We start from the raw sequence: 22,540 nt of genomic DNA, 5'->3' as shown, positions 1-22,540 counted from the left end.
CCTGATCAGTCATTGACGGTCTCTCCGGTTTTCTTGCTTTTGAACATGTCCAACGCCAGCATGATTGCACCGACGGTGATGGCGCTGTCGGCAAAGTTGAACGCCGGGAAATACCAGCGGTTCTGCCAATGCACCAGAATGAAGTCGATCACATGGCCCAGGGCAATGCGGTCGTACAGGTTGCCCAGCGCGCCACCCAACACCAGGGCCAACGCGATGGCCAGCCAGGTATCATCGCGCCCCAGGCGCTTGAGCCACACCACCAACACTGCGCTGACCACCACGGCAATCAGGGCGAACAGCCAGCGCTGCCAGCCACCGCTGTCAGCCAGGAAGCTGAAGGCGGCGCCGGTGTTGTAGGCCAGGGTCCAGCTGAAGTAATCCGGGATCACCACGATCTGCTGGAACATCTGCAAGGAGCCTTCGAAATGAGCCTTGCTGACCTGGTCGATGACCAGGACCAGCACACTCAGTACGAGCCAGCCCAGACGTCCAAAACGGCTGGCGTTAGGCATAGTGGCGAACCTCGCCAGCACCCGAGATGTTGTCGACGCAACGACCGCAGATTTCCGGGTGCTCAGGATTCACGCCAACGTCCTCACGGCAGTGCCAGCAACGGGCGCACTTAGGGAAGGCCGACTTGACCACTTTGAGCTTGAGGCCCGGCACTTCGGTGGCGACCGCGTCCGCCGGGGCCTGGGCGAATGGCGCCAGGCTCGCGGTAGAAGTGATCAGCACGAAACGCAGTTCGTTGCTCAGCTTGGCCAGGTCGGCGGTGAGACCGTCTTCGGCAAACAGGGTGACTTCGGCTTGCAGGTTGCCACCGACGGCCTTGGCCGCACGCTGTACTTCCAGCTCCTTGTTCACCGCAACCTTCACGGCCATCACGCCTTCCCAGTACTCGCGGCCCAGTTCGAAGTCGGCCGGCAGTTCGGTCAGGCCTTCGTACCAGGTGTTGAGCATCACCGACTCGTTGCGCTCGCCCGGCAGGTATTCCCACAGTTCGTCGGCAGTGAACGCCAGGATCGGTGCGATCCAGCGCACCAGCGCTTCGCTGATGTGGTACAGCGCGGTCTGCGCCGAACGGCGGGCCTTGCTGTTGGCGCCGGTGGTGTACTGGCGGTCCTTGATGATGTCGAGGTAGAAACCACCCAGCTCCTGCACGCAGAAGTTGTGGATCTTCGAGTACACGTTCCAGAAGCGGTACTCGCCGTAGTTTTCCTGCAACTCGCGTTGCAGCAACAGGGTACGGTCCACGGCCCAACGGTCCAGCGCGAGCATGTCCTCGGCCGCCAGGATGTCGGTGGCCGGGTTGAAACCGGTCAGGTTCGACAGCAGGAAGCGCGCGGTATTACGGATACGACGGTAGGCATCGGCGCTGCGAGCCAGGATCTGGTCCGATACGGCGATTTCGCCCGAATAGTCGGTCGACGCGACCCACAGACGCATGATGTCGGCGCCCAGGGTGTCGTTGATCTTTTTCGGCTCGATCACGTTCTTCAGCGACTTGGACATCTTGCGGCCCGTCTCGTCGACGGTGAAGCCGTGGGTCAGCAGTTCGCGGTACGGCGCGTGATTGTCGATAGCGCAACCGGTCAGCAACGACGAGTGGAACCAGCCACGGTGTTGGTCCGAGCCTTCCAGGTACAGGTCGGCACGCGGGCCGGTTTCGTGACCCATCGGGTGCGAGCCGCGCAGCACGTGCCAGTGCGTAGTGCCGGAGTCGAACCACACGTCGAGGGTGTCGCTGATCTTGTCGTACTGCGGCGCTTCATCGCCCAGCAACTCGGCAGCGTCCAGCTTGAACCAGGCTTCGATGCCTTCCTGTTCGACACGCTGCGCCACTTGTTCCATCAGTTCGACGGTACGTGGGTGCAGCTCGCCGCTTTCCTTGTTCAGGAAGAACGGGATCGGCACGCCCCAGTTACGCTGGCGCGAGATGCACCAGTCAGGGCGGTTGGCGATCATCGAGTGCAGGCGCGCCTGGCCCCAGGCCGGGACGAACTTGGTGTCTTCGATGGCTTTGAGCGAGCGGGCACGCAGGGTGTCGCCGCTGGTCGGCTCTTTGTCCATGCCGATGAACCACTGCGCGGTGGCGCGATAGATCAGCGGGGTCTTGTGGCGCCAGCAGTGCATGTAGCTGTGCTGGATGGTCGCGGTCTGCATCAGCGCACCGACTTCGCGCAGCTTGTCGATGATCGGCTGGTCGGCCTTGAAGATGAACTGGCCGCCGAAGAACTCCAGCGAAGGCACGTAGACGCCGTTGCTTTGCACCGGGTTGATGATGTCGTCGTTGACCAGGCCGTACTTCTTGCAGATGACGAAGTCGTCCACGCCGTAGGCCGGCGAGCAGTGCACGATGCCGGTACCCGAACCCAGTTCGACGTAGTCAGCCAGGTATACCGGCGACGGGCGGTCATAGAACGGGTGGCGGAATTTGATCAGTTCCAGCGCGGAGCCGGTGGTGGTGGCGATCACCGAACCTTGCAGCTCGTAGCGGGCCAGGCAGGCTTCGACCATTTCTTCGGCCAACACCAGCAGGCGGTCACCGACGTCCACCAGGGCGTAGGTGAATTCCGGATGCACGTTCAGCGCCTGGTTGGCCGGGATGGTCCACGGGGTGGTGGTCCAGATCACGATGGCGGCCGGCTTGCCCAGGCTTGCCAGGCCGAAGGCCTCGGCCAGCTTGGCGTCATCGGCGACCGGGAAGGCCACGTCGATGGTCGAGGACTTCTTGTCTTCGTACTCGACTTCCGCTTCAGCCAGGGCCGAACCGCAGTCGAAGCACCAGTTCACGGGCTTGAGGCCCTTGAACACGAAACCGCCCTTGACGATTTCGGCCAAGGCGCGGATTTCACCGGCCTCGTTCTTGAAGTTCATGGTCTTGTACGGGTTGTCCCACTCGCCCAGCACGCCCAGGCGGATGAACTCGGACTTCTGCCCTTCGATCTGCTCGGTGGCGTAGGCACGGCACAGTTCGCGGGTTTTATCCGCGCCCAGGTTCTTGCCGTAGGTCACTTCGACTTTGTGTTCGATCGGCAGGCCGTGGCAGTCCCAACCCGGAACATACGGCGCGTCGAAGCCCGACAGGGTTTTCGAGCGCAGGATCATGTCCTTGAGAATCTTGTTCAGCGCATGACCGATATGAATCGTGCCGTTGGCATAAGGAGGGCCGTCGTGCAGGACGAATTTCGGACGATCCTTGCCAATCTCGCGCAACTTTCCGTACAGGCCAATACTGTCCCAGCGCTGCAGGATCTGCGGTTCGCGCTGTGGCAGGCCGGCCTTCATTGGGAAGGCGGTGTCCGGAAGGTTTAGCGTGGCTTTATAGTCGGTCATTTAAGGCTCTTCGGTTAGCGATGGGCGCTAGGTGCGGCTAGTGCACGGGCGGCGGCGACATCCGCATTGATCGCCGTTTTCAACGCCTCAAGGGAGGCGAAACGCTGCTCTTCACGCAGCTTCTGGTGGAAAACCACCGTCAAACGCCGGTCATACAGATCACCGGCAAAATCCAGCAGATGTACTTCCAGGTGGGCCTTGCCATCACCTGCAACCGTGGGCCTGACGCCTATGTTGGCGACTCCCGGCCACGATTGGCCGTCGATGTCGACGCTCACCAGGTAAACCCCGGTCAGCGGCACACGACGGCGCTTGAGTTGCACGTTGGCGGTTGGCGTGCCCAATTGGCGCGCCAGCTTCTGGCCGTGCAGGACCCGCCCGGCAATGCGGAACGGGCGACCGAGCAAACGCTCGGCCAAGGCGAAGTCGGCAGCCGCCAGGGCATTACGCACCTGGGTACTGCTCACGCGCAGGCCGTCCAGCTCGACGGTTTGCGCGGCTTCGACGGTAAAACCCTGGCTGACGCCGGCCTGTTGCAGGAAATCGAAATCCCCGACCCGGTCGCAACCGAAGCGGAAGTCGTCACCGACCTCCAGGTGCTGTACGCCCAGGCCATCGACCAGGATGCGGTCGACGAACTCGGCAGCGCTCAGGCTTTGCAAACGCTGGTTGAAAGCCAGGCAGAGGACGCGGTCAACGCCCTCTTCAGCCAGCAACTGCAGCTTGTCACGCAGACGGGCCAGGCGTGCCGGCGCAGTCTCGGGCGTAAAGTATTCCCGTGGCTGCGGCTCGAAAATCACCACGCAGCTGGGCACGCCCAACTCGACCGCACGTTCGCGCAGCCTGGCCAGGATAGCCTGGTGGCCACGGTGAACACCGTCAAAGTTGCCAATAGTGGCGACGCAGCCCCGATGCTCGGGGCGCAGGTTGTGGAGACCTCGAACCAGCTGCATAACGCGCTTCTTGCTCATAAAGTGGTCGATTATAACCACACCCGGCCCCGGACGACAGGCAACTGAACGGGCCAAATGGGTCGAATCGATAAAACAACCGTTTTATCGCGGCAAACTCTCTAACCCAGGGACTTGCGATTGAAATCCCGCAGGCGGAAGCCCTGCAGCAGCAACATCCCGAAGTACACCACCACACCCGCGACGACCAACACGCCAAGACGCATGAAGCGCTCCAGCATATGGCCTTCATCCCACGCCGGCATGAAGTGCATCAACCCCAGCAACACGGCCGACATCGCCCCGACCGCCACCAGCAGCTTGAGGGTAAACAGGCCCCAGCCCACCTGAGGCTGGAACATCTGCTGCTTGCGCAACTGGTAAAACAAAAGCCCTGCGTTGATGCACGCGCCCGCACTGATGGCCAGGGCCAGGCCGGCATGGGCCAGCGGGCCGATAAACACCAGGTTGAGCAGTTGCGTGACGATCAGCGTGAAAATCGCGATTTTCACCGGTGTACGGATGTTTTGCTGGGCATAGAAGCCTGGCGCAAGCACCTTGATCACGATGATGCCGAGCAGACCGACGGAATAAGCGACCAGCGCGTGCTGCGTCATCAAGGCGTCATGGGCATCGAACTGGCCGTATTGAAACAGCGACACGGTCAGCGGCTCGGCCAGAATTCCCAGGGCCAGGGCGCACGGCAACACCAGCACGAAGCACAGGCGCAGGCCCCAATCGAGGATGCGCGAGTATTCCTGGCGGTCCTTGCTGGCGTAGGTGCGCGACAGGGTCGGCAGCAGAATCGTGCCCAGGGCCACGCCGAGCACCCCGGAGGGCAGCTCCATCAGGCGGTCGGCGTAGTACATCCACGACACCGAGCCCGATACCAGCAGCGAGGCGAATGCGGTGTTGATGATCAGCGAAATCTGGCTGACCGACACGCCGAGGATCGCCGGCAGCATATTGCGCATCACGCGCCATACGCCGGTGTCCTTGAGATTCAGGCGTGGCAATACGAGCATGCCGATCTTTTTCAGGTGCGGCAGTTGGTAGAGCAGTTGCGCCAGGCCACCGGCCAGCACGGCCCAGCCGAGCGCCATCACTGGAGGGTCGAAGTACGGCGTGAGAAACAGCGCGAAGATGATCATGCTGACGTTCAGCAGGGTCGGCACGAAGGCTGGCACCGAGAAGCGGTTCCAGGTATTGAGGATTGCCCCGGCCAGGGATGACAGGGATATCAGCAATATATAAGGAAAGGTCACTCGCAGCAGATCGGTGGTCAGCGCGAATTTTTCCGGAGTATTGGCAAAACCGGGGGCCGTTGCCCAGATCACCCAGGGGGCGGCGAGCATGCCGAGGATCGTCACCAGCATCAGCACTAGGGTCAGCAGGCCGGACACATAGGCAATAAAGGTGCGGGTGGCTTCCTCGCCCTGCTGGGTCTTGTACTCGGCCAGGATCGGCACGAATGCCTGGGAAAACGCACCTTCGGCGAAGATCCGCCGCAGCAGGTTGGGCAATTTAAACGCAATAAAGAAGGCATCCGTGGCCATGCTGGCGCCAAAAATGCGCGCCAGCAGGGTGTCACGCACAAACCCCAGAACCCGGGAGATCATCGTGATAGAGCTGACGGCGGCCAACGATTTGAGCAGATTCATTGAAAGAGTTTGCGCCTTTAGATAAAGAGCAGGCGTACAAAGCGCCCACTTATGCGATACTGCGCGCCTGCAACAGCACAGAGCCAAAGCTCGCGAGTTTACAGGTCAAGCGCCGGAAATAAATCACCCGCCTCTTCAGATCGACCACTCAGCAGTTCGCATCAGCCGCCCTTGACAACCCATCAAGTCATCGGCATGATTCGCGGCCTATTTTGTTTGCTATTTCCTAAAAAGTCTTTCGAGGAGCTCGACGGTGGCCAACACACCTTCCGCCAAAAAACGTGCAAAACAGGCTGAGAAGCGTCGCAGCCACAACGCCAGCCTGCGTTCCATGGTTCGTACCTACATCAAGAATGTAGTTAAAGCCATCGACACCAAAGACGCTGAAAAAGCCCAAGCTGCTTACGTTCTGGCTGTGCCAGTTATCGACCGTATGGCCGATAAAGGCATCATCCACAAGAACAAGGCCGCTCGCCATAAGAGCCGCCTGAATGGCCACATCAAGGCTCTGAGCGTTGCTGCTGCAGCCTAAGTGGTAACAACTGCCACGCAGCCCCGGTTGCGAAACAGTTAAGAAATGCCCCGTACCGAAAGGTCCGGGGCATTTTTGTTGTGGGAGGGGGCTTGCCCCCGATGACGGTGGGTCAGTAAAGAATGCACTGACTGACACACTGCAATCGGGGGCAAGCCCCCTCCCACATTTTTTCAGGCACAAAAAAACGCCCCGAACCAGTCGGGGCGTTTTTGCTACCGATTGATCAAACCACAATCAATGGTGGTGACCGCCTTCACCATGAACGTGGCCGTGGGCCACTTCTTCTTGGGAAGCGTCGCGGATGGCAACGATCTTCACTTGGAAGTTCAGGCGCTGGCCAGCCAGCGGGTGGTTGCCGTCGACGGTGACGTCATCGCCGTCGAGGTCACGGATGGTGACGATCTGCATTTGGCCGTCCGGCGCGGAAGCGTGGAACTGCATGCCCACTTCCAGCTCGTCAACGCCTTCGAACATGCTGCGGCTCAGGGTGCTGACCAGTTCGGCCGAGTACTCGCCGTAGGCATCTTCAGGTTCTACGGCAACGGTCAGCTCATCACCGACATTCTTGCCTTCCAGGGCTTTTTCCAAGCCTGGGATGATGTTACCTGCGCCTTGCAGGTAGACCAGCGGCGCGCCGCCGGCTGAGCTGTCGATGACCTCACCAGCGTCGTTGGTCAGGGTATAGTCGATGGAGACAGCCTTGTTAGCGGCGATCGTCATGGGGCGAGACCTTTTGCATAAGAATGAAGAACGGACAAGTCTAAACAAGGATTTGCCCGAAAGCGAACAGAACCCGGACAGACGGGACCGATCAACGGCATCCTTCATCATCGGGTTCCACCAGGACGACGACCAGTACTGGGTCGCAGAGCTGTCCTGCGGCCACACCCAGCACCTGCGCCACCAGCCACCCTGGCAGTCACGCGCCTGGGTGCTGGACCCCGCGCAACGTATTGAAAAATTAGGCCAGCCCTTTGCCTGCGGCTGGTGTGCGCAGGAGCGCGATTAACGATAACCTTGGCGCCTGATTCGCGGTAGACGCTCAGCCATAGAGCGCCACCCAAGCCATGCACCTCAAGAGAATCCGCATGCAGACTTTTTTTATCGCGCCCACCGATTTTGGTGTGGGTCTGACCTCCATCAGCCTTGGGCTGGTGCGTACCCTTGAGCGAGCCGGGCTGAAAGTCGGCTTTTTCAAGCCGATTGCCCAGCCGCACCCCGGCGACACCGGCCCCGAGCGCTCCACCGAGCTGGTGGCGCGCACCCACGGCCTCAAGCCGCCGCAGCCTCTGGGCCTGGCCCACGTAGAGCGCATGCTCGGCGACGGCCAACTCGACGAGTTGCTCGAAGAAATCATCACCCTCTATCAGCAAGCCGCGGTGGGCAAGGACGTATTGATCGTCGAAGGCATGGTGCCCACCCGCAGCGCCAGCTATGCGGCGCGGGTCAACCTGCACCTGGCCAAGAGCCTGGATGCGGAAGTGATCCTGGTGTCCGCACCGGAAAACGAGGTGCTCACCGAGCTCTCCGGCCGTGTTGAGCTGCAGGCCCAGCTGTTCGGCGGCCCGAAAGACCCCAAAGTGCTCGGCGTGATCCTCAACAAGGTGCGCACCGACGAAAGCATGGAAGCCTTCTCGGCTCGCCTGAAAGAACATTCGCCACTGTTGCGCAGCGGTGATTTCCGCCTGCTCGGCTGCATTCCCTATCAGCCCGAACTCAACGCACCGCGCACCCGCGACGTGGCCGACCTGATGGGCGCGCAGATCCTCAACGCCGGCGACTACGAAACCCGGCGCATGACCAAGATCATCATTTGCGCGCGCACCATGCGTAACACCGTGGAGCTGCTCAAGCCCGGCGTGCTGGTGGTGACGCCCGGCGACCGCGACGACATCATCCTCGCCGTCAGCCTGGCCGCGATCAACGGCGTGCCGCTGGCCGGCCTGCTGCTGACCAGCGACACCCTGCCCGACCCGCGCATCATGGAGTTGTGCCGTGGCGCGTTCCAGGCCGGGCTGCCGGTGCTGTCGGTGAGCACCGGTTCCTACGACACCGCCAACCAGCTCAACAGCCTCAACAAGGAAATCCCGATTGATGACCGCGAGCGTGCGGAAATCATCACCGATTTCGTCGCCAGCCACCTGGATGCACGCTGGCTGCACCAACGTTGCGGCACGCCACGGGAGATGCGTCTGTCGCCAGCCGTGTTCCGCTACCAATTGATCCAGCGCGCCCAGGCCGCCAACAAACGCATCGTGTTGCCCGAAGGTAGCGAGCCGCTAACCGTGCAAGCCGCCGCGATCTGCCAGGCACGGGGCATTGCCCGGTGCGTGCTGCTGGCCAAGCCGGCTGATGTGGAAGCGGTGGCCCGCGCCCAGGGTATCGAACTGCCCGAAGGCCTGGAGATTCTCGACCCGGACCTGATCCGCCAGCGCTACGTCGAGCCGATGGTGGCACTGCGCAAGAGCAAAAGCCTCAACGCGCCGATGGCTGAGCAGCAACTGGAAGACACCGTGGTGATCGCCACCATGATGCTCGCCCTCGATGAGGTGGACGGCCTGGTCTCCGGCGTCATTCACTCCACCGCCAACACCATCCGCCCGGCCCTGCAGCTGATTAAAACGGCGCCGGGCTGCACCCTGGTGTCGTCGGTGTTCTTCATGCTGTTCCCCGAGCAGGTGCTGGTGTACGGCGACTGCGTGATGAACCCGCACCCGAGCGCCGCCGAACTGGCAGAGATTGCCCTGCAAAGCGCCGACTCGGCAGCCGCGTTCGGCATCACCCCGCGCGTGGCGATGATCAGCTACTCCAGCGGCGATTCGGCCAGCGGCGAAGAAGTGGAGAAAGTCCGCGAAGCCACCCTGCTCGCCCACGAACAGCAAAGCTCGCTGCTGATCGACGGCCCACTGCAATACGACGCCGCCGCCAACGAAAACGTGGCCCGACAATTGGCCCCCAACAGCCAGGTCGCCGGCAAGGCCACGGTGTTCGTGTTCCCCGACCTGAACACCGGCAACACCACGCACAAGGCCGTACAGCGCAGTGCCGATTGCGTGAGCCTGGGGCCGATGCTCCAGGGCCTGCGCAAACCGGTTAACGACCTGCCGCGCGGCGCCCAGGTGGACGACATCGTGTACACCATCGCGCTCACTGCGATCCAAGCCGCCAACCGACCTATGGATATCTAAATGCTGGATTTTCTACCTGCCGCCGTGCGCGGGGTGATTGCATCGCTGTTGTTGGCGCTGAACACGATCCTGTTGTGTTCGTTCCTGTTTATCGTGGCGCTGTTCAAGGCCCTGCCGTTTGCCAAGCGTTTCAGCGAATGGCTGATGAACCACACCCATGAGGCATGGGTGACCAACAACAAGGGCTGGATGAACCTGGTGCGACGCACGCGCTGGCACCTCACCGGGCTGGAAGGGCTGGACTACCAGCACTCGTACCTGGTCACCAGCAACCACCAGAGCTGGGTCGACATCATGGTGCTGCAATACGTGCTGAACCGGCGGATTCGCCCACTGAAGTTCTTCCTCAAGCAGGAGTTGATCTGGGTGCCGGTGATTGGCCTGGCGTGGTGGGCGCTGGGCTTCCCGTTCATGAAGCGCTACACCAAGGCCTACCTGGAGAAGCACCCGGAAAAGAAAGGCAAGGATCTGGAAACCACCCGCAACACCTGTGCGAAGTTTCGCGACAACCCGGTGGGTATTTTCAACTTTGCCGAGGGCACGCGGTTTACTGCCGGTAAACATGCCCAGCAGAAATCGCCGTTCCGCTACCTGCTCAAGCCCAAGGCCGGAGGCATCGCGTTTGTGCTGGATGCCATGGGGGAGCAGTTGAAGTCACTGGTGAACGTGACCATTCACTACCCGGCTGGGCGCCCAGGGTATTGGGATTTGCTGTGCGGGAATGTGCGGGACGTGGTGGTGCAGTTTGAAGAGGTGCAGATCCCGGCCGAATTCATTGGCAAGAATTATGAGCAGGATGGGGAATATCGGATGGCGTTCCAGGGCTGGATCAACCAGCTCTGGGAACAGAAGGATCAGCTACTGGAGCAGCTGCACAGAGAATTCCCAGGCAAACAATGATCAAGAATGTGGGAGGGGGCTTGCCCCCGATGGCGGTGGGTCAGTAACAGATGTACTGACTGACACTCCGCTATCGGGGGCAAGCCCCCTCCCACATTTGATTGCGACAGGCTTTAGATCGCGCCGCGCTGACGCAACAGCTCCAACACTTGCTTGACGCTTTCTTCCAACGACAAGGCCTGGGTGTCGATCACCAGATCGGCATTCAACGGCACGTCGTACGGGAAGGATTCGCCCGGGATGTTATCCCCACCGGCCGCGTAGAGGCCTTGCGGATCACGCTCGGCGCACACCAGTGGCGAGGCCTGCACGTAGACGGTCAGCAGGCGATCGTCGCCGATCAGCGCCTTGGCCTGTTCACGGCCTTCGGCATCCGGCGCAACGAACGCGGCCAGGGTCAGCAGGCCGGCTTCGTTGAACTGACGCGCCACATGCGCGGCGCGACGCCAGTTCTCGGTGCGACCGGCACGGTCCTGCGGCAAGCCCTTGTTCAGGTCGTGACGCAGGTTCTGGCCATCCAGCACGAACACCGCACGACCCATGTCGAACAGCTTGCGCTCAACCGCGTAGGCCAAGGTGCTCTTGCCAGCGCCGGACAGGCCGCTGAACAACACGGTGGCCGGTTGCTGGCCGAAGCGCAGTGCACGCTCCTCGGTGGCCACATGGGCCAACTTGCCGTGCTGCGCCGCGCTGCCGTGGCCAACCGGCGGCGCGATGATCATGCCCGCTGCCACGGTGCCGTTGGTCAAACGGTCGATGACAATGAACGCGCCCGTGGTGCGGTTGCTGTCGTAACCGTCCAGGGCGATGGCGGCGTCGAGGCTGACCTTGACCCGGCCAATTTCGTTCAGTTGCAGCGCGCTCGCCGGGCCTTCGGCCAGGGTGTTCACGTCCACGCGGTGCACGATGCTGGTGATGGAACCCGGCACGTAGCTGGTGGCGCGCTTGATGTCGTATTTCTTGCCCGGCAGCATCGGCTCTTCGGCCATCCACACCAGCATGGCATCGAAGGCGTCAGTCACTTGCGGCACGTTGTCGGCGTGTACCAGCAAGTCGCCACGGGAGATGTCGATCTCGTCTTCCATGGTCAGGGTCACGGCCTGGCCGGGACCTGCGTGTTCCAGCTCACCTTCGAAGGTGACGATGGATTTGACGCGGCTGCTCTTGCCCGACGGCAGCACCACGACTTCGTCGCCCTTGTGCACGATGCCGCTGGCCAGAGTGCCGGCGAAACCACGGAAATTCAGGTTCGGACGGTTGACGTACTGCACCGGGAAACGCAGGTCGGTGTAGTTGCGGTCGTTGGCGATCTCGACGGTTTCGAGGATCTCCATCAGCGACTGGCCGGTGTACCAGGGCGAACGCTCGCTCTTGTTCACCACGTTGTCGCCCTTGAGCGCCGACATCGGTACGAAGGCCAGGGTGCTCGGCTTGAAGGCGATACCGTCGGCGAACTTCAGGTAATCAGCCTTGATCTGCTCGAATACGCTCTGGTCGAAGCCATTGATGTCCATCTTGTTGACGGCCACCACGATGTGCTTGATGCCCAACAACGAGGCGATGAAGCTGTGGCGACGGGTCTGGGTCTGCACGCCGTAGCGCGCGTCGATCAGGATGATCGCCAGGTCACAGGTGGAGGCACCGGTGGCCATGTTGCGGGTGTACTGCTCATGGCCGGGGGTGTCGGCGATGATGAATTTGCGCTTGGCGGTGGAGAAGTAGCGGTAGGCGACATCGATGGTGATGCCCTGCTCCCGCTCGGCCTGCAGGCCGTCGACCAGCAAGGCCAGGTCGATGTCGTCACCGGTGGTGCCGGACTTCTTCGAATCGCGGGTGATGGCTTCCAGGTGATCTTCGTAGATCATCTTGGAGTCGTGCAGCAGGCGCCCGATCAGGGTGCTCTTGCCGTCGTCGACGTTGCCACAGGTCAGGAAGCGCAACATTTCCTTGCGCTCGTGCTGGCCCAGGTAGGCGAGGATGTCCTCGCTAATCAAATCAGATTGATGCGACATGACAGCCCCTTAGAAATAACCTTGACGTTTTTTATCTTCCATCGAGCCTGCGCCATCGTGGTCGATGACACGGCCCTGGCGCTCGGAAGTTCGCGTCAGGAGCATTTCCTGAATGATGTCCGTCAGCGTCTCGGCTTCGGACTCCACCGCGCCCGTCAACGGGTAGCAGCCAAGGGTACGGAAACGTACTTTCTTTTTGACGATGCGGGCTTTGTCTTCGTCGGACAGGTGCTCGAGGATGCGGTCGTCGTCGATCATGATCAACGTACCGTTCTTCTCGATCACTTCACGCTCGGCGGCGAAGTACAGCGGTACGATCGGGATGCCTTCCAGGTAGATGTACTGCCAGATGTCCAGCTCGGTCCAGTTGGACAGGGGGAACACGCGGATCGACTCGCCCTTGTTGACGTTGCCGTTGTAGACGTTCCACAGCTCGGGGCGCTGGTTTTTCGGGTCCCAGCGGTGCTTGCTGTCACGGAACGAGTACACGCGCTCTTTGGCACGGGATTTCTCTTCATCGCGACGAGCACCGCCAAAGGCTGCGTCGAAACCATGCTTGTCCAGGGCCTGCTTGAGGCCTTCGGTCTTCATGATGTCGGTGTGCTTGGCACTGCCGTGGGTGAACGGGTTGATGTTCTGCGCCACACCGTCCGGGTTGATATGGGTGATCAGGTCCAGGCCCAGCTCTTCGACCATCTTGTCGCGGAACTTATACATCTCCTGGAATTTCCAGCGGGTGTCGACGTGCATCACCGGAAACGGCAATTTGCCCGGGAAAAAGGCCTTGCGTGCCAGGTGCAGCATCACGGCGGAGTCTTTACCGATCGAGTAGAGCATCACCGGGTTGTCGAACTCGGCGGCGACCTCGCGGATGATGTGGATGCTTTCCGCCTCCAGCTGTTTCAGATGCGTCAGTTTGTCGACCATGGTTACTCACGGAAAAACGATCTTATGGACGGCCAGCTGGCCGTGTTCGAGCGGGGCATGCTAGCACAGCACCTGCTTCTATTCAGGCGGCCTACTAGACCGAAACGGTATATGGATATACCACGGAGTTTGGGGTTAATCGCGGTCAAGTGTGGGAGGGGGCTTGCCCCCGATAGCGATGTGTCAGTCACTGCATGAGTAGCTGATCCACCGCCATCGGGGGCAAGCCCCCTCCCACATTTGTTCGGTGGTGTTTGTTAGATTGGGTTGGGGCAGTCGATAAACAAATGCTCCAACGCGAAGCGTCGCGCCAGGTAATCGCCCAGCGCCTGCACGCCGTAGCGCTCAGTGGCATGGTGACCGGCGGCGATAAAGCTGATGTCGTTTTCGCGGGCGCTGTGGAAGGTCTGCTCGGAGGCTTCGCCGCTGAGGAACAGGTCGACACCGGCCGCAATCGCGTCGTCGATGTAGCCCTGACCACCACCGGTGCACCAGCCGACGCGGCGGATCATCTCGCTGCCTTCGATCAGCAACGGCTCACGGCCCATGACTTCCTGCACGCGGCGGGCAAAGTCGCGAGGCGAAAGCGGCTCGGCGAGTGAGCCGACCAGCCCGACGATTTTGGGATTGCTCGGGTCCAGCGGGCCTTCGACGGTGATGTCCAACTGACGAGCCAACTGCACGTTATTGCCGACCTCGGGGTGCAGGTCCAGCGGCAGGTGATAGGCCAGCAGGCTGATGTCGTGCTTGAGCAGCGTCTTCAGGCGGCGCTGCTTCATGCCGGTGATGCAGGGGTTTTCGCCTTTCCAGAAATACCCGTGGTGCACCAGGATCAGGTCCGCCTGGGCTTCGACGGCCGCGTCCAGCAGCGCCTGGCTGGCGGTCACGCCACTGACGATGCGCATCACCTGGGGCCGGCCTTCGACCTGCAGGCCATTGGGGCAGTAATCGGCAATTTTTGCGCTGCCGAGGTAGCGGTCCGCTTCCTCGACGAGGGTGGTAAGGGGGACGGCCATAAAAGACTCCTAAATATCCGGTTCGCAGGCGTCACAGCCTCGTATAATGCGCGACATTATGGGCGCTCTCCCGCCCCCTGCAACCTGTCAGGACTTACTTGATGCTCAAGGCGCTGCGTTTTTTTGGATGGCCATTGCTGGCTGGCGTGCTGATCGCGATGCTGATTATTCAGCGTTACCCCGAGCTGGTGGGTCTGCCCAGCCTGGATGTGAACCTGCAACAGGCGCCGCAAAGCAATTCGGTGGTGCAAGGCCCGGTGACCTACGCCGATGCCGTGGTGATCGCCGCCCCCGCCGTGGTCAACCTGTACACCACCAAGGTCATCAACAAACCGGCTCACCCACTGTTTGAAGACCCGCAGTTCCGCCGTTACTTCGGTGACAACGGGCCCAAGCAGCGACGTATGGAGTCGAGCCTGGGTTCCGGGGTGATCATGAGCCCCGAAGGTTACATCCTTACCAACAACCACGTGACCACCGGCGCCGACCAGATCGTGGTGGCCCTGCGTGACGGCCGCGAAACCCTGGCCCGCGTGGTGGGCAGCGACCCGGAAACCGACCTTGCGGTATTGAAGATCGATTTGAAGAGCCTGCCCTCCATCACCCTCGGCCGTTCCGACGGTTTGCGCGTGGGTGACGTGGCACTGGCCATCGGCAACCCGTTCGGCGTGGGCCAGACCGTGACCATGGGCATCATCAGCGCCACCGGGCGTAACCAGTTGGGCCTCAACAGCTACGAAGACTTCATCCAGACTGACGCGGCGATCAACCCGGGCAACTCCGGCGGTGCGCTGGTGGACGCCAATGGCAACCTGACGGGCATCAACACGGCGATCTTCTCCAAGTCCGGCGGTTCCCAGGGCATCGGGTTTGCAATCCCGGTGAAGCTGGCGATGGAGGTGATGAAGTCGATCATCGAGCACGGCCAGGTGATTCGCGGCTGGCTGGGGATCGAGGTGCAACCGTTGACCAAGGAACTGGCCGAGTCGTTTGGCTTGACCGGGCGCCCTGGCATCGTGGTCGCCGGGATCTTCCGCGACGGTCCGGCGCAAAAAGCCGGCCTGCAACTGGGGGATGTGATCCTCAGCATCAACGGCGAACCGGCAGGCGATGGCCGCAAGTCGATGAACCAGGTGGCGCGGATCAAGCCGACCGACAAGGTGGCGATCCAGGTGATGCGCAACGGTAAAGAGATCAAGCTGCTGGCGGAAATCGGGCTGCGTCCGCCGCCTGCGCCGGTCAAAGAAGAGGAATAAGCCGCCACTTGCAGGTGCCCTCTCCCGGGCACCTGTAAGTTGATGTTTCAAAGCAATCCATTCTCATTGGACATGTTATATTGTTTCAATACCGCTATTGGAACGCTCTATCATGCCGTCTCGAAGAATCGCCCCCTTGGCTGGCCTGGCCTTGGGTTTGTTGCTCGACCCCGCCTTCGCCGAAGAAAACACCCTGGAACTCGACACTATCAGCGTCACCACCGACGCCTATGAGTCCGCCACCGGCTCGGTCAAAGGCTACCGCGCCACCCGGTCCGCCAGCGCGACAAAAACCGACACCGCCATTCGTGACATCCCACAATCCATCAGCGTGATTCCCGCCACCGTGTTCAAGGACCTGGGCAGTACCAACGTGGAACGCGCCCTGGAATTTGCCGGCGGCGTGTCCAAGCAAAACAACTTCGGCGGCCTGACTCTGTACGAATACAGCGTGCGCGGCTTCACAACGTCCGAGTTCTACCAGGACGGTTTCAGCGCCAACCGTGGCTACCCGAGTACACCGGACGCGGCCAATATCGAGCGCATCGAAGTACTCAAGGGCCCCTCCGCCAGCCTGTATGGACGCGGCGATCCCGGCGGCACCGTGAACATTGTCACCAAAAAGCCCCAGCCAGAAGCCTTCACCACGGTGCAGACCAGCGCCGGCAGTTGGGACCGCTATCGCACCGCCGTGGACGTGAACACCCCGCTGGACAGCGAAGGCAACGTGCTGTCGCGGGTCAACCTGGCGGTGGAAGACAACCACAGCTTCCGCGATCACGTGCAGAGCAAGCGGGTATTCGTCGCGCCGTCGTTCAGTTGGCAACTGGACCCGGACACCAGTCTGCTCGTCGAGAGTGAATTCGTCCGCCACAGCTCTACCTTCGACCGTGGCATCGTCGACGCCCCCGGTGTATCTCGCTCCACCTTCCTCGGCGAACCCAACGACGGCGATGTCGACAACCACAACAACCGTCTCCAGGCCACCCTTGAGCATCACCTCAACGATGCCTGGAAACTGCGCCTGGCCAGCCACTACAAACAAGGCAGCCTGTGGGGCGACGCCTCGGAAAACCGTGCACTGAACGCCGACGGTCACACCATCGACCGCCGCTACCGTGAACGTTCCATGGGCTGGCACGACAGCATTACCCAGCTCGAGCTACGCGGCCTGTTCGACATCGGCAGTTGGCAGCACGAACTGTTGATCGGCACCGAATACGAGGACTATCGCAAGAAAGAGCGCGTCACGGCCATTGGCGGTAGCCGCTACAGCATCGACATCTACAACCCGGTCTACGGCCAGGCCAAACCCAACGGCCTGCGTTCCGGCACCGACTTCTTCGAACAGACCAAGAGCCACGCGCTGAACCTGCAAGACCAGATCATCTTCACCGACCGCCTGCGCGGTATGGTCGGGGCGCGCTTCGAGCATTTCGAGCAGCGTATCGACGACTTCACCCGCAACCACGCCAAAGCCGAGCAAACCCACGACGCCTTTACCCAGCGCGCCGGCCTGCTCTATCAGCTCACGCCGCAAGTCGGCGTATTCGCCAACGCCTCTACTTCGTTCAAGCCCAACAGCGGCCTGGACGCCAACAACAAGTCCTTCAAGCCTGAGGAAGGCGTGGGCTATGAAGTGGGGATCAAGAGCGAGCTGTTCGACGACCGCCTAAGCGCCACCCTCGCCGCATTCCATATCGAGAAGGAAAACGTGCTCACCCTCGACCCCGCCACCAACCTGAACCGCGCCGTGGGCAAGGCGCGCAGCCAGGGCCTCGACCTGCAACTGACCGGGCAAGTGACCGACGCCGTACGGGTGATTGGCGCGTTTGCCTACATTGATGCTGAAGTGACCAAGGGCGACAAAGTCATTCCTGCCGGCAGCCGGATACTCGGCGTGGCCAAGCGCAGCGGCAGCCTGTTGGGGGTGTATGAGTTCCAGGATGGCGCGTTGCGCGGCTCGGACCTGGGCGCGGCGTTCACGTATGTGGGCGATCGTTTAGGGGAGGCCGGCACGCAGTTTGAGCTACCGGCCTATCACACCGTTGATCTGCTGGCCCATTACAAGGCCACTGACAACGTCACTGTCGGACTGAACCTCAACAACCTGTTTGATGAGATGTACTACGAGCGGTCCTACAGCAACTATTGGATCAATCCGGGTGAGCCGCGCAATCTCACGGTCAGCCTGACCCTCAACCTGTAATGCGGTAAAAACTGTGGGAGCGGGCTTGCTCGCGAATGCGGTGTTTCAGTCACTGATTACTTGACTGATCCACCGCATTCGCGAGCAAGCCCGCTCCCACAGGTTGATCTTTACTGACTTCGGTTACAGCGTTGTCGGCGCCCGCTCGCACAAGGTATTGAGCGCCTTCGCCCACTGCGGATCATCATTCAGGCACGGCACCAATACCAACTCTTCCCCCCCAGCCTCGCGGAACTGCTCGAGCCCACGATCGCCGATTTCCTCCAGAGTCTCAATGCAGTCGGCGACAAACGCCGGGCACATCACCAGCAGCTTTTTCACGCCTTGCTTAGCCAGGGCTTCCAGGCGCGCTTCGGTGTAGGGTTCGATCCATTTGGCGCGGCCCAGGCGTGACTGGAACGCCACCGACCATTTATCTTCCGGCAAGCCCAGTCGTTCAGCAAAATCGCGGGCGACGCTGAAACATTGCGCGCGGTAGCAGGTTTTCAACACCTCAGGCGAGGCGTTCTTGCAGCAGTCGGCATCCTTGAAGCAATGCTGGCCTGTCGGGTCAAGTTTGGTCAGATGACGCTCTGGCAGGCCGTGGAAACTCAGCAGCAGGTGATCGTAATCCTGCTCCACATAGGAGCGGACGCTCGCCGCGAGCGCGTCGAGGTATTCCGGCTGGTCGTAGAACGGCTGCAAGATCGAGAACTGCACGCTCAGCTTCTTATCACGTACAACCCGCTTGGCCTCTTCAATCACCGTGGTCACAGTGCTGTCGGCGAACTGCGGGTACAGCGGTGCCAGGGTAACTTTGCGGATGCCCTGGGCGGCGAGGCGCGTCAGCACGCTTTCAATGGACGGCTCGCCGTAGCGCATCGCCAACTCCACCGGGCCTTGAGTCCACTGTGAGGTCATCTGCTGTTGCAGGCGGCGGCTGAGCACCACCAGCGGCGAGCCCTCGTCCCACCAGATGGAGGCATAGGCATGCGCCGACTGCTCGGGGCGCTTGATCAGGATCAGCGACACCAGCAAGCGCCGCACCGGCCACGGCAGGTCGATCACATAAGGGTCCATCAGAAACTGATTGAGGTAGCTGCGCACATCCGCCACCGAAGTGGACGCCGGCGAGCCCAGGTTGACCAGTAACAACGCGTGATCCGTCATGCAACATCCTATCTTCAGAGGCGGCTGGACAAGTCATCCAAAGCCGCACGCAACTCAGTGAACTGGAAAGTGAAACCGGCAGCCAGCAAGCGCTCGGGCAGCGCCTTCTGCCCGCCCAGCAACAGGCCGGACAATTCGCCCAGGCCCACCCTCAATGCAAAGGCCGGCATCGGCATGAACGCCGGGCGGTGCAGCACCTGGCCCAGGGTTTTGGCAAACTCGCGATTGCGTACCGGGTGTGGCGCGCAGGCATTATAGGGACCGCTGGCGTCGGCCTGGTGCAGAAGAAAATCAATCAGGGCGATTTGATCCTCGATATGCACCCACGGCATCCACTGCCGACCACTGCCGATAGGCCCGCCCAGCGCCAGTTTGAACGGCAGCAACAGCCGCGACAAAAAGCCGCCCTGCGCCGCCAGCACCAGGCCGGTACGTACCAGCACCACACGCATCCCCAGGGCTTCGGCGCGCTGGGCGGTTTCTTCCCAGGCGATGCACAACTGGCTGGGGAAATCGTCCTTCACCGGGCCGCTGGCTTCGGTCAATTCGCGCTCGCCGCCATCGCCGTACCAGCCCACCGCCGAACCGGAAATCAACACTGCGGGTCTGTGCTCCAAGCCCTCAAGCCACGCCAGCAAGGTCTCGGTAAGGCTGATGCGGCTGCTCCATAGCAACGCCTTGCGCTTGTGGGTCCAGGGACGGTCGGCGATGGGCGCGCCCGCCAGGTTAATGACCGCGTCGACCGGGCCGATAACCTCTTCAAGGCGGCTGACTCCCGACACCTGGGCGCCGCACACCTTGGCGACCTGATCCGCGTGACGACTCCACACGGTCAGGCGGTGGCCCTGGGCAAGCCAGTATTGGCAGAGTTGGCGGCCGATCAAACCAGTACCGCCGGTCAGCAAAATATGCATGGGACGCTCCTCATGTAACGTTCGCCGCCGATCACTGGTCTATTTTATAAACAGGGATCATTTGTTAGCAGGCGTAACGCGGGCTTAAGCCTCAGCTTTAACCATAGGTTACGCCGTTAGAACAGGTACGCCAAAACTTATACCAAAAAACAATATTGTACAGCTATTGGTGTCCGCGTAGTCTGTGCACAACGGTAAAACGAGGCCTCCCATGACTGTTCCCATCGCGATCATAGGCACCGGCATCGCCGGTCTCTCCGCCGCCCGAGCGTTACGAGACGCGGGGCACGCTGTACAACTCTTCGATAAAAGCCGCGGCAGTGGTGGCCGCATGTCCAGCAAGCGCAGCGATGCCGGCTCCCTGGACATGGGCGCGCAATATTTCACCGCCCGCGACCGGCGCTTCGTCAACGAAGTGCAACGCTGGCAAAGCCACGGCTGGGCCGAGCAATGGAAGCCCCAGTTGTACAACTTCAAGTCCGGTCAGCTCACTCCCTCCCCCGATGAACAGATCCGCTGGGTCGGCACACCGCGCATGAGCGCGATCACCCGCGCCCTGCTCGATGACCTGCCGGTGGTGTTCGGTTGCCGCATTACCGAGGTGTTCCAGGGCAAACAACATTGGAACCTGCTGGACGCCGACGGCGAAAACCATGGCCCCTTCAGCCACGTGATCATCGCCACCCCTGCGCCCCAGGCCACCGCCCTGTTGGCCGCCGCGCCCAAGCTGGCGAGTGCCGCCGCCGGGGTGAAAATGGACCCGACCTGGGCCATCGCCCTGGCCTTCGACAAACCCCTGGATACGCCGATGGAAGGCTGCTTCGTACAAGACAGCCCCCTCGACTGGCTGGCACGCAACCGCAGCAAACCAGGGCGCGACACCACCCTCGACACCTGGGTGCTCCACGCCACCAGCGCGTGGAGCAAGGCGCACTTGGACCTGCCCAAAGAGGCGGTGATCGAACACCTGCACGGCGCCTTTGCCGAACTGCTGCACAGCGCCATGCCCGCGCCGTCATTCAGCCTGGCGCACCGCTGGCTCTATGCTCGACCATCCGGCAGCCACGAATTCGGCGTGCTGGCCGATGCCGACCTGGGCCTGTACGTGTGCGGCGACTGGTGCCTGTCGGGCCGCGTGGAAGGGGCCTGGCTCAGCGGCCAGGAAGCCGCGCGACGCCTGATCGAGCACCTGCAATGAACCGCATCAATCCCGCCAAATTGCTGCTGTCAAAATGGACAGCAGCCCACCCTCGCAACAAAGAAAAACACTTTCTGGTCACCGAGCTGTTTCGTGATGAAGAAGGCACGGTGCTCGACATAGAACTGCAGGCCGTGATGACACACCGCAGCGAACGCCTGCCCTGGCAAACCCTGCAGGATATCGACGCCTGGAAAATCGGCTGGAAATAGCGCACTCGCAAAACTTGTACAAATAATTTGACTTGTACAGCATCGAACCTATGATGAGATTTAGTTGTACAGGATTTAAATCTTGTACAGGAATCTTGCAGAGGGTTCGGGCATGTCCAGCACCACCAAACCGAAGATCGCCATCAGCGCCTGCCTGTTGGGCGAGAACGTGCGCTTCAACGGCGGCCATAAACAATCCCTGCTGTGCAGCCAGACACTCGCCGACTATTTCGACTTCGTGCCGCTGTGCCCCGAAGTCGCCATCGGCCTGGGCATTCCACGCGAACCGATCCGCCTGGTAGGCGACCCCGCCCACCCGCAAGCCGTCGGCACCGTGAACCGCCAGTTGAACGTCACCCAGCCGCTGGACGATTACGGCCAGCAGATGGCTGCGGAACATACCGACCTGTGCGGCTATATCTTCATGCAGAAATCGCCGTCGTGCGGCCTGGAGCGGGTCAAGGTCTACCGCGACAACGGCACGCCGGTGGACGGCGGCGGGCGCGGCATCTACGCCCAGGCCTTCTGTGCCCGCCACCCCAACCTGCCGGTGGAAGAAGACGGGCGATTGAACGACCCCGTGCTGCGGGAAAACTTCCTGACCCGGGTATTCGTCTACGCCAGCTGGCAACGACTGCTGGCCGAAGGCCTGACCCGTCACCGCCTGCTGGCCTTTCATTCGCGCTACAAATACTTGTTGATGGCCCACAGCCCGGCGCACTACAAAAGCCTGGGCCACCTGCTGGGCAGCATGACCAAGGAGGCCAACCTCGATGAGTTGGCGACGGGTTACTTCAGCGAGCTGATGACCGGCCTCACTAAGTGCGCCACTCGCGGCACCCACACCAACGTACTGCAACACATCAGCGGTTACCTCAAGCAGGTCATCAGCGCCGACGACAAGCAGGAAATGCAGACCGTCATCGGCCAGTACCGTCACGGCATCGTGCCGCTGGTGGTGCCACTGACCCTGCTCAAACACCACTTTCGTCAACACCCGGACCGCTACATCGCGCAGCAGGCCTACCTGCAACCGCACCCGGAAAACCTCAGCCTGCGAAATGCGATCTAGAC

Annotated in this window: 19 protein-coding genes; 9 read left to right on the top strand and 10 right to left on the bottom strand. The window is 61.3% G+C overall.

Annotation, left to right across the window (positions count from 1 at the left end):
- Positions 1-5: 5 nt before the first annotated feature.
- From lspA to murJ, 4 genes are all read right to left on the bottom strand, one after another.
- Entirely contained in the window at positions 6-515 is a 510-nt protein-coding gene (gene lspA / locus BLR69_RS25595) for a signal peptidase II (protein ID WP_071494207.1), read from the bottom strand.
- Complete coding sequence (gene ileS, locus BLR69_RS25590; protein WP_071494208.1) at positions 508-3,339, bottom strand: isoleucine--tRNA ligase; 2,832 nt, start codon at positions 3,337-3,339, stop codon at positions 508-510. The genes lspA and ileS overlap by 8 nt, the downstream gene beginning before the upstream one ends.
- Positions 3,340-3,353: 14 nt before the next feature.
- Positions 3,354-4,292, bottom strand: a complete 939-nt coding sequence (gene ribF, locus BLR69_RS25585; protein ID WP_071494209.1) for a bifunctional riboflavin kinase/FAD synthetase — start codon at positions 4,290-4,292, stop codon at positions 3,354-3,356.
- Positions 4,293-4,411: 119 nt separating this feature from the next.
- Entirely contained in the window at positions 4,412-5,950 is a 1,539-nt protein-coding gene (gene murJ, locus BLR69_RS25580; RefSeq protein ID WP_071494210.1) for a murein biosynthesis integral membrane protein MurJ, read from the bottom strand.
- A 253-nt stretch (positions 5,951-6,203) separates the two neighbouring features.
- On the opposite strand from murJ, the gene rpsT reads away from it, so the two are divergent.
- Positions 6,204-6,482, top strand: coding sequence for a 30S ribosomal protein S20 (gene rpsT, locus BLR69_RS25570; protein ID WP_016976313.1), 279 nt, complete (start codon positions 6,204-6,206; stop codon positions 6,480-6,482).
- A 237-nt stretch (positions 6,483-6,719) separates the two neighbouring features.
- Here the strand turns inward: rpsT and BLR69_RS25565 are convergent, their stop codons facing one another.
- Entirely contained in the window at positions 6,720-7,205 is a 486-nt protein-coding gene (locus tag BLR69_RS25565) for an FKBP-type peptidyl-prolyl cis-trans isomerase (protein ID WP_003188398.1), read from the bottom strand.
- Between BLR69_RS25565 and BLR69_RS25560 the strand changes: the two genes are divergently transcribed.
- The 3 genes from BLR69_RS25560 (at position 7,204) to BLR69_RS25550 (ending at position 10,573) form a co-directional block, all read left to right on the top strand.
- On the top strand, positions 7,204-7,494 hold the full coding sequence (locus tag BLR69_RS25560) for a DUF3565 domain-containing protein (protein ID WP_071494211.1): 291 nt from the start codon (positions 7,204-7,206) through the stop codon (positions 7,492-7,494). The genes BLR69_RS25565 and BLR69_RS25560 overlap by 2 nt on opposite strands.
- 79 nt (positions 7,495-7,573) lie before the next feature.
- On the top strand, positions 7,574-9,673 hold the full coding sequence (gene pta, locus BLR69_RS25555) for a phosphate acetyltransferase (protein ID WP_025856577.1): 2,100 nt from the start codon (positions 7,574-7,576) through the stop codon (positions 9,671-9,673).
- A complete protein-coding gene (locus BLR69_RS25550; RefSeq protein WP_071494212.1) occupies positions 9,674-10,573 on the top strand; it encodes an acyltransferase in 900 nt (299 codons plus the stop codon). It begins immediately after the preceding gene.
- A gap of 113 nt (positions 10,574-10,686) precedes the next feature.
- On the opposite strand, the gene cysN is transcribed toward BLR69_RS25550, so the two are convergent.
- The 3 genes from cysN to BLR69_RS25535 all read right to left on the bottom strand — a co-directional run bounded on the left by cysN (position 10,687) and on the right by BLR69_RS25535 (position 14,528).
- A complete protein-coding gene (gene cysN, locus BLR69_RS25545; RefSeq protein ID WP_071494213.1) occupies positions 10,687-12,585 on the bottom strand; it encodes a sulfate adenylyltransferase subunit CysN in 1,899 nt (632 codons plus the stop codon).
- Positions 12,586-12,594: 9 nt separating this feature from the next.
- Positions 12,595-13,512: a sulfate adenylyltransferase subunit CysD gene (gene cysD / locus BLR69_RS25540; RefSeq protein ID WP_016971196.1), complete on the bottom strand. Its 918-nt coding sequence runs from the start codon at positions 13,510-13,512 to the stop codon at positions 12,595-12,597.
- Positions 13,513-13,769: 257 nt separating this feature from the next.
- A complete protein-coding gene (locus BLR69_RS25535; protein WP_071494214.1) occupies positions 13,770-14,528 on the bottom strand; it encodes a Nif3-like dinuclear metal center hexameric protein in 759 nt (252 codons plus the stop codon).
- A 101-nt stretch (positions 14,529-14,629) separates the two neighbouring features.
- Here BLR69_RS25535 and algW point away from each other — a divergent pair, with 101 nt between their 5' ends.
- Complete coding sequence (algW, locus tag BLR69_RS25530) at positions 14,630-15,784, top strand: Do family serine endopeptidase AlgW (protein ID WP_058423087.1); 1,155 nt, start codon at positions 14,630-14,632, stop codon at positions 15,782-15,784.
- 112 nt (positions 15,785-15,896) lie between these two features.
- Complete coding sequence (locus tag BLR69_RS25525; RefSeq protein ID WP_071494215.1) at positions 15,897-17,993, top strand: TonB-dependent siderophore receptor; 2,097 nt, start codon at positions 15,897-15,899, stop codon at positions 17,991-17,993.
- Positions 17,994-18,116: 123 nt separating this feature from the next.
- Here the strand turns inward: BLR69_RS25525 and hemH are convergent, their stop codons facing one another.
- Both hemH and BLR69_RS25515 read right to left on the bottom strand, forming a co-directional pair.
- Complete coding sequence (hemH, locus tag BLR69_RS25520) at positions 18,117-19,142, bottom strand: ferrochelatase (protein ID WP_071494216.1); 1,026 nt, start codon at positions 19,140-19,142, stop codon at positions 18,117-18,119.
- Between the two features lie 14 nt (positions 19,143-19,156).
- Positions 19,157-20,056 carry a TIGR01777 family oxidoreductase gene (locus BLR69_RS25515; RefSeq protein WP_071494217.1) on the bottom strand — a complete coding sequence of 300 codons (900 nt, stop codon included), beginning with the start codon at positions 20,054-20,056 and terminating at the stop codon, positions 19,157-19,159.
- 211 nt (positions 20,057-20,267) lie between these two features.
- Between BLR69_RS25515 and BLR69_RS25510 the strand changes: the two genes are divergently transcribed.
- The 3 genes from BLR69_RS25510 to BLR69_RS25500 all read left to right on the top strand — a co-directional run bounded on the left by BLR69_RS25510 (position 20,268) and on the right by BLR69_RS25500 (position 22,538).
- Positions 20,268-21,254, top strand: coding sequence for an NAD(P)/FAD-dependent oxidoreductase (locus BLR69_RS25510; protein ID WP_071494218.1), 987 nt, complete (start codon positions 20,268-20,270; stop codon positions 21,252-21,254).
- Entirely contained in the window at positions 21,251-21,466 is a 216-nt protein-coding gene (locus tag BLR69_RS25505; protein ID WP_058423092.1) for a TIGR02450 family Trp-rich protein, read from the top strand. The genes BLR69_RS25510 and BLR69_RS25505 overlap by 4 nt, the downstream gene beginning before the upstream one ends.
- A 112-nt stretch (positions 21,467-21,578) precedes the next feature.
- A complete protein-coding gene (locus BLR69_RS25500; RefSeq protein ID WP_071494219.1) occupies positions 21,579-22,538 on the top strand; it encodes a YbgA family protein in 960 nt (319 codons plus the stop codon).
- The last annotated feature ends 2 nt before the right edge of the window (positions 22,539-22,540 follow it).

The sequence above is a fragment of the Pseudomonas azotoformans genome, from assembly GCF_900103345.1.
Lineage (GTDB): Bacteria > Pseudomonadota > Gammaproteobacteria > Pseudomonadales > Pseudomonadaceae > Aquipseudomonas > Aquipseudomonas azotoformans.
Note: the sequence above shows the minus strand (reverse complement) of the source record. Positions and strands in the feature narration are given on the sequence as shown.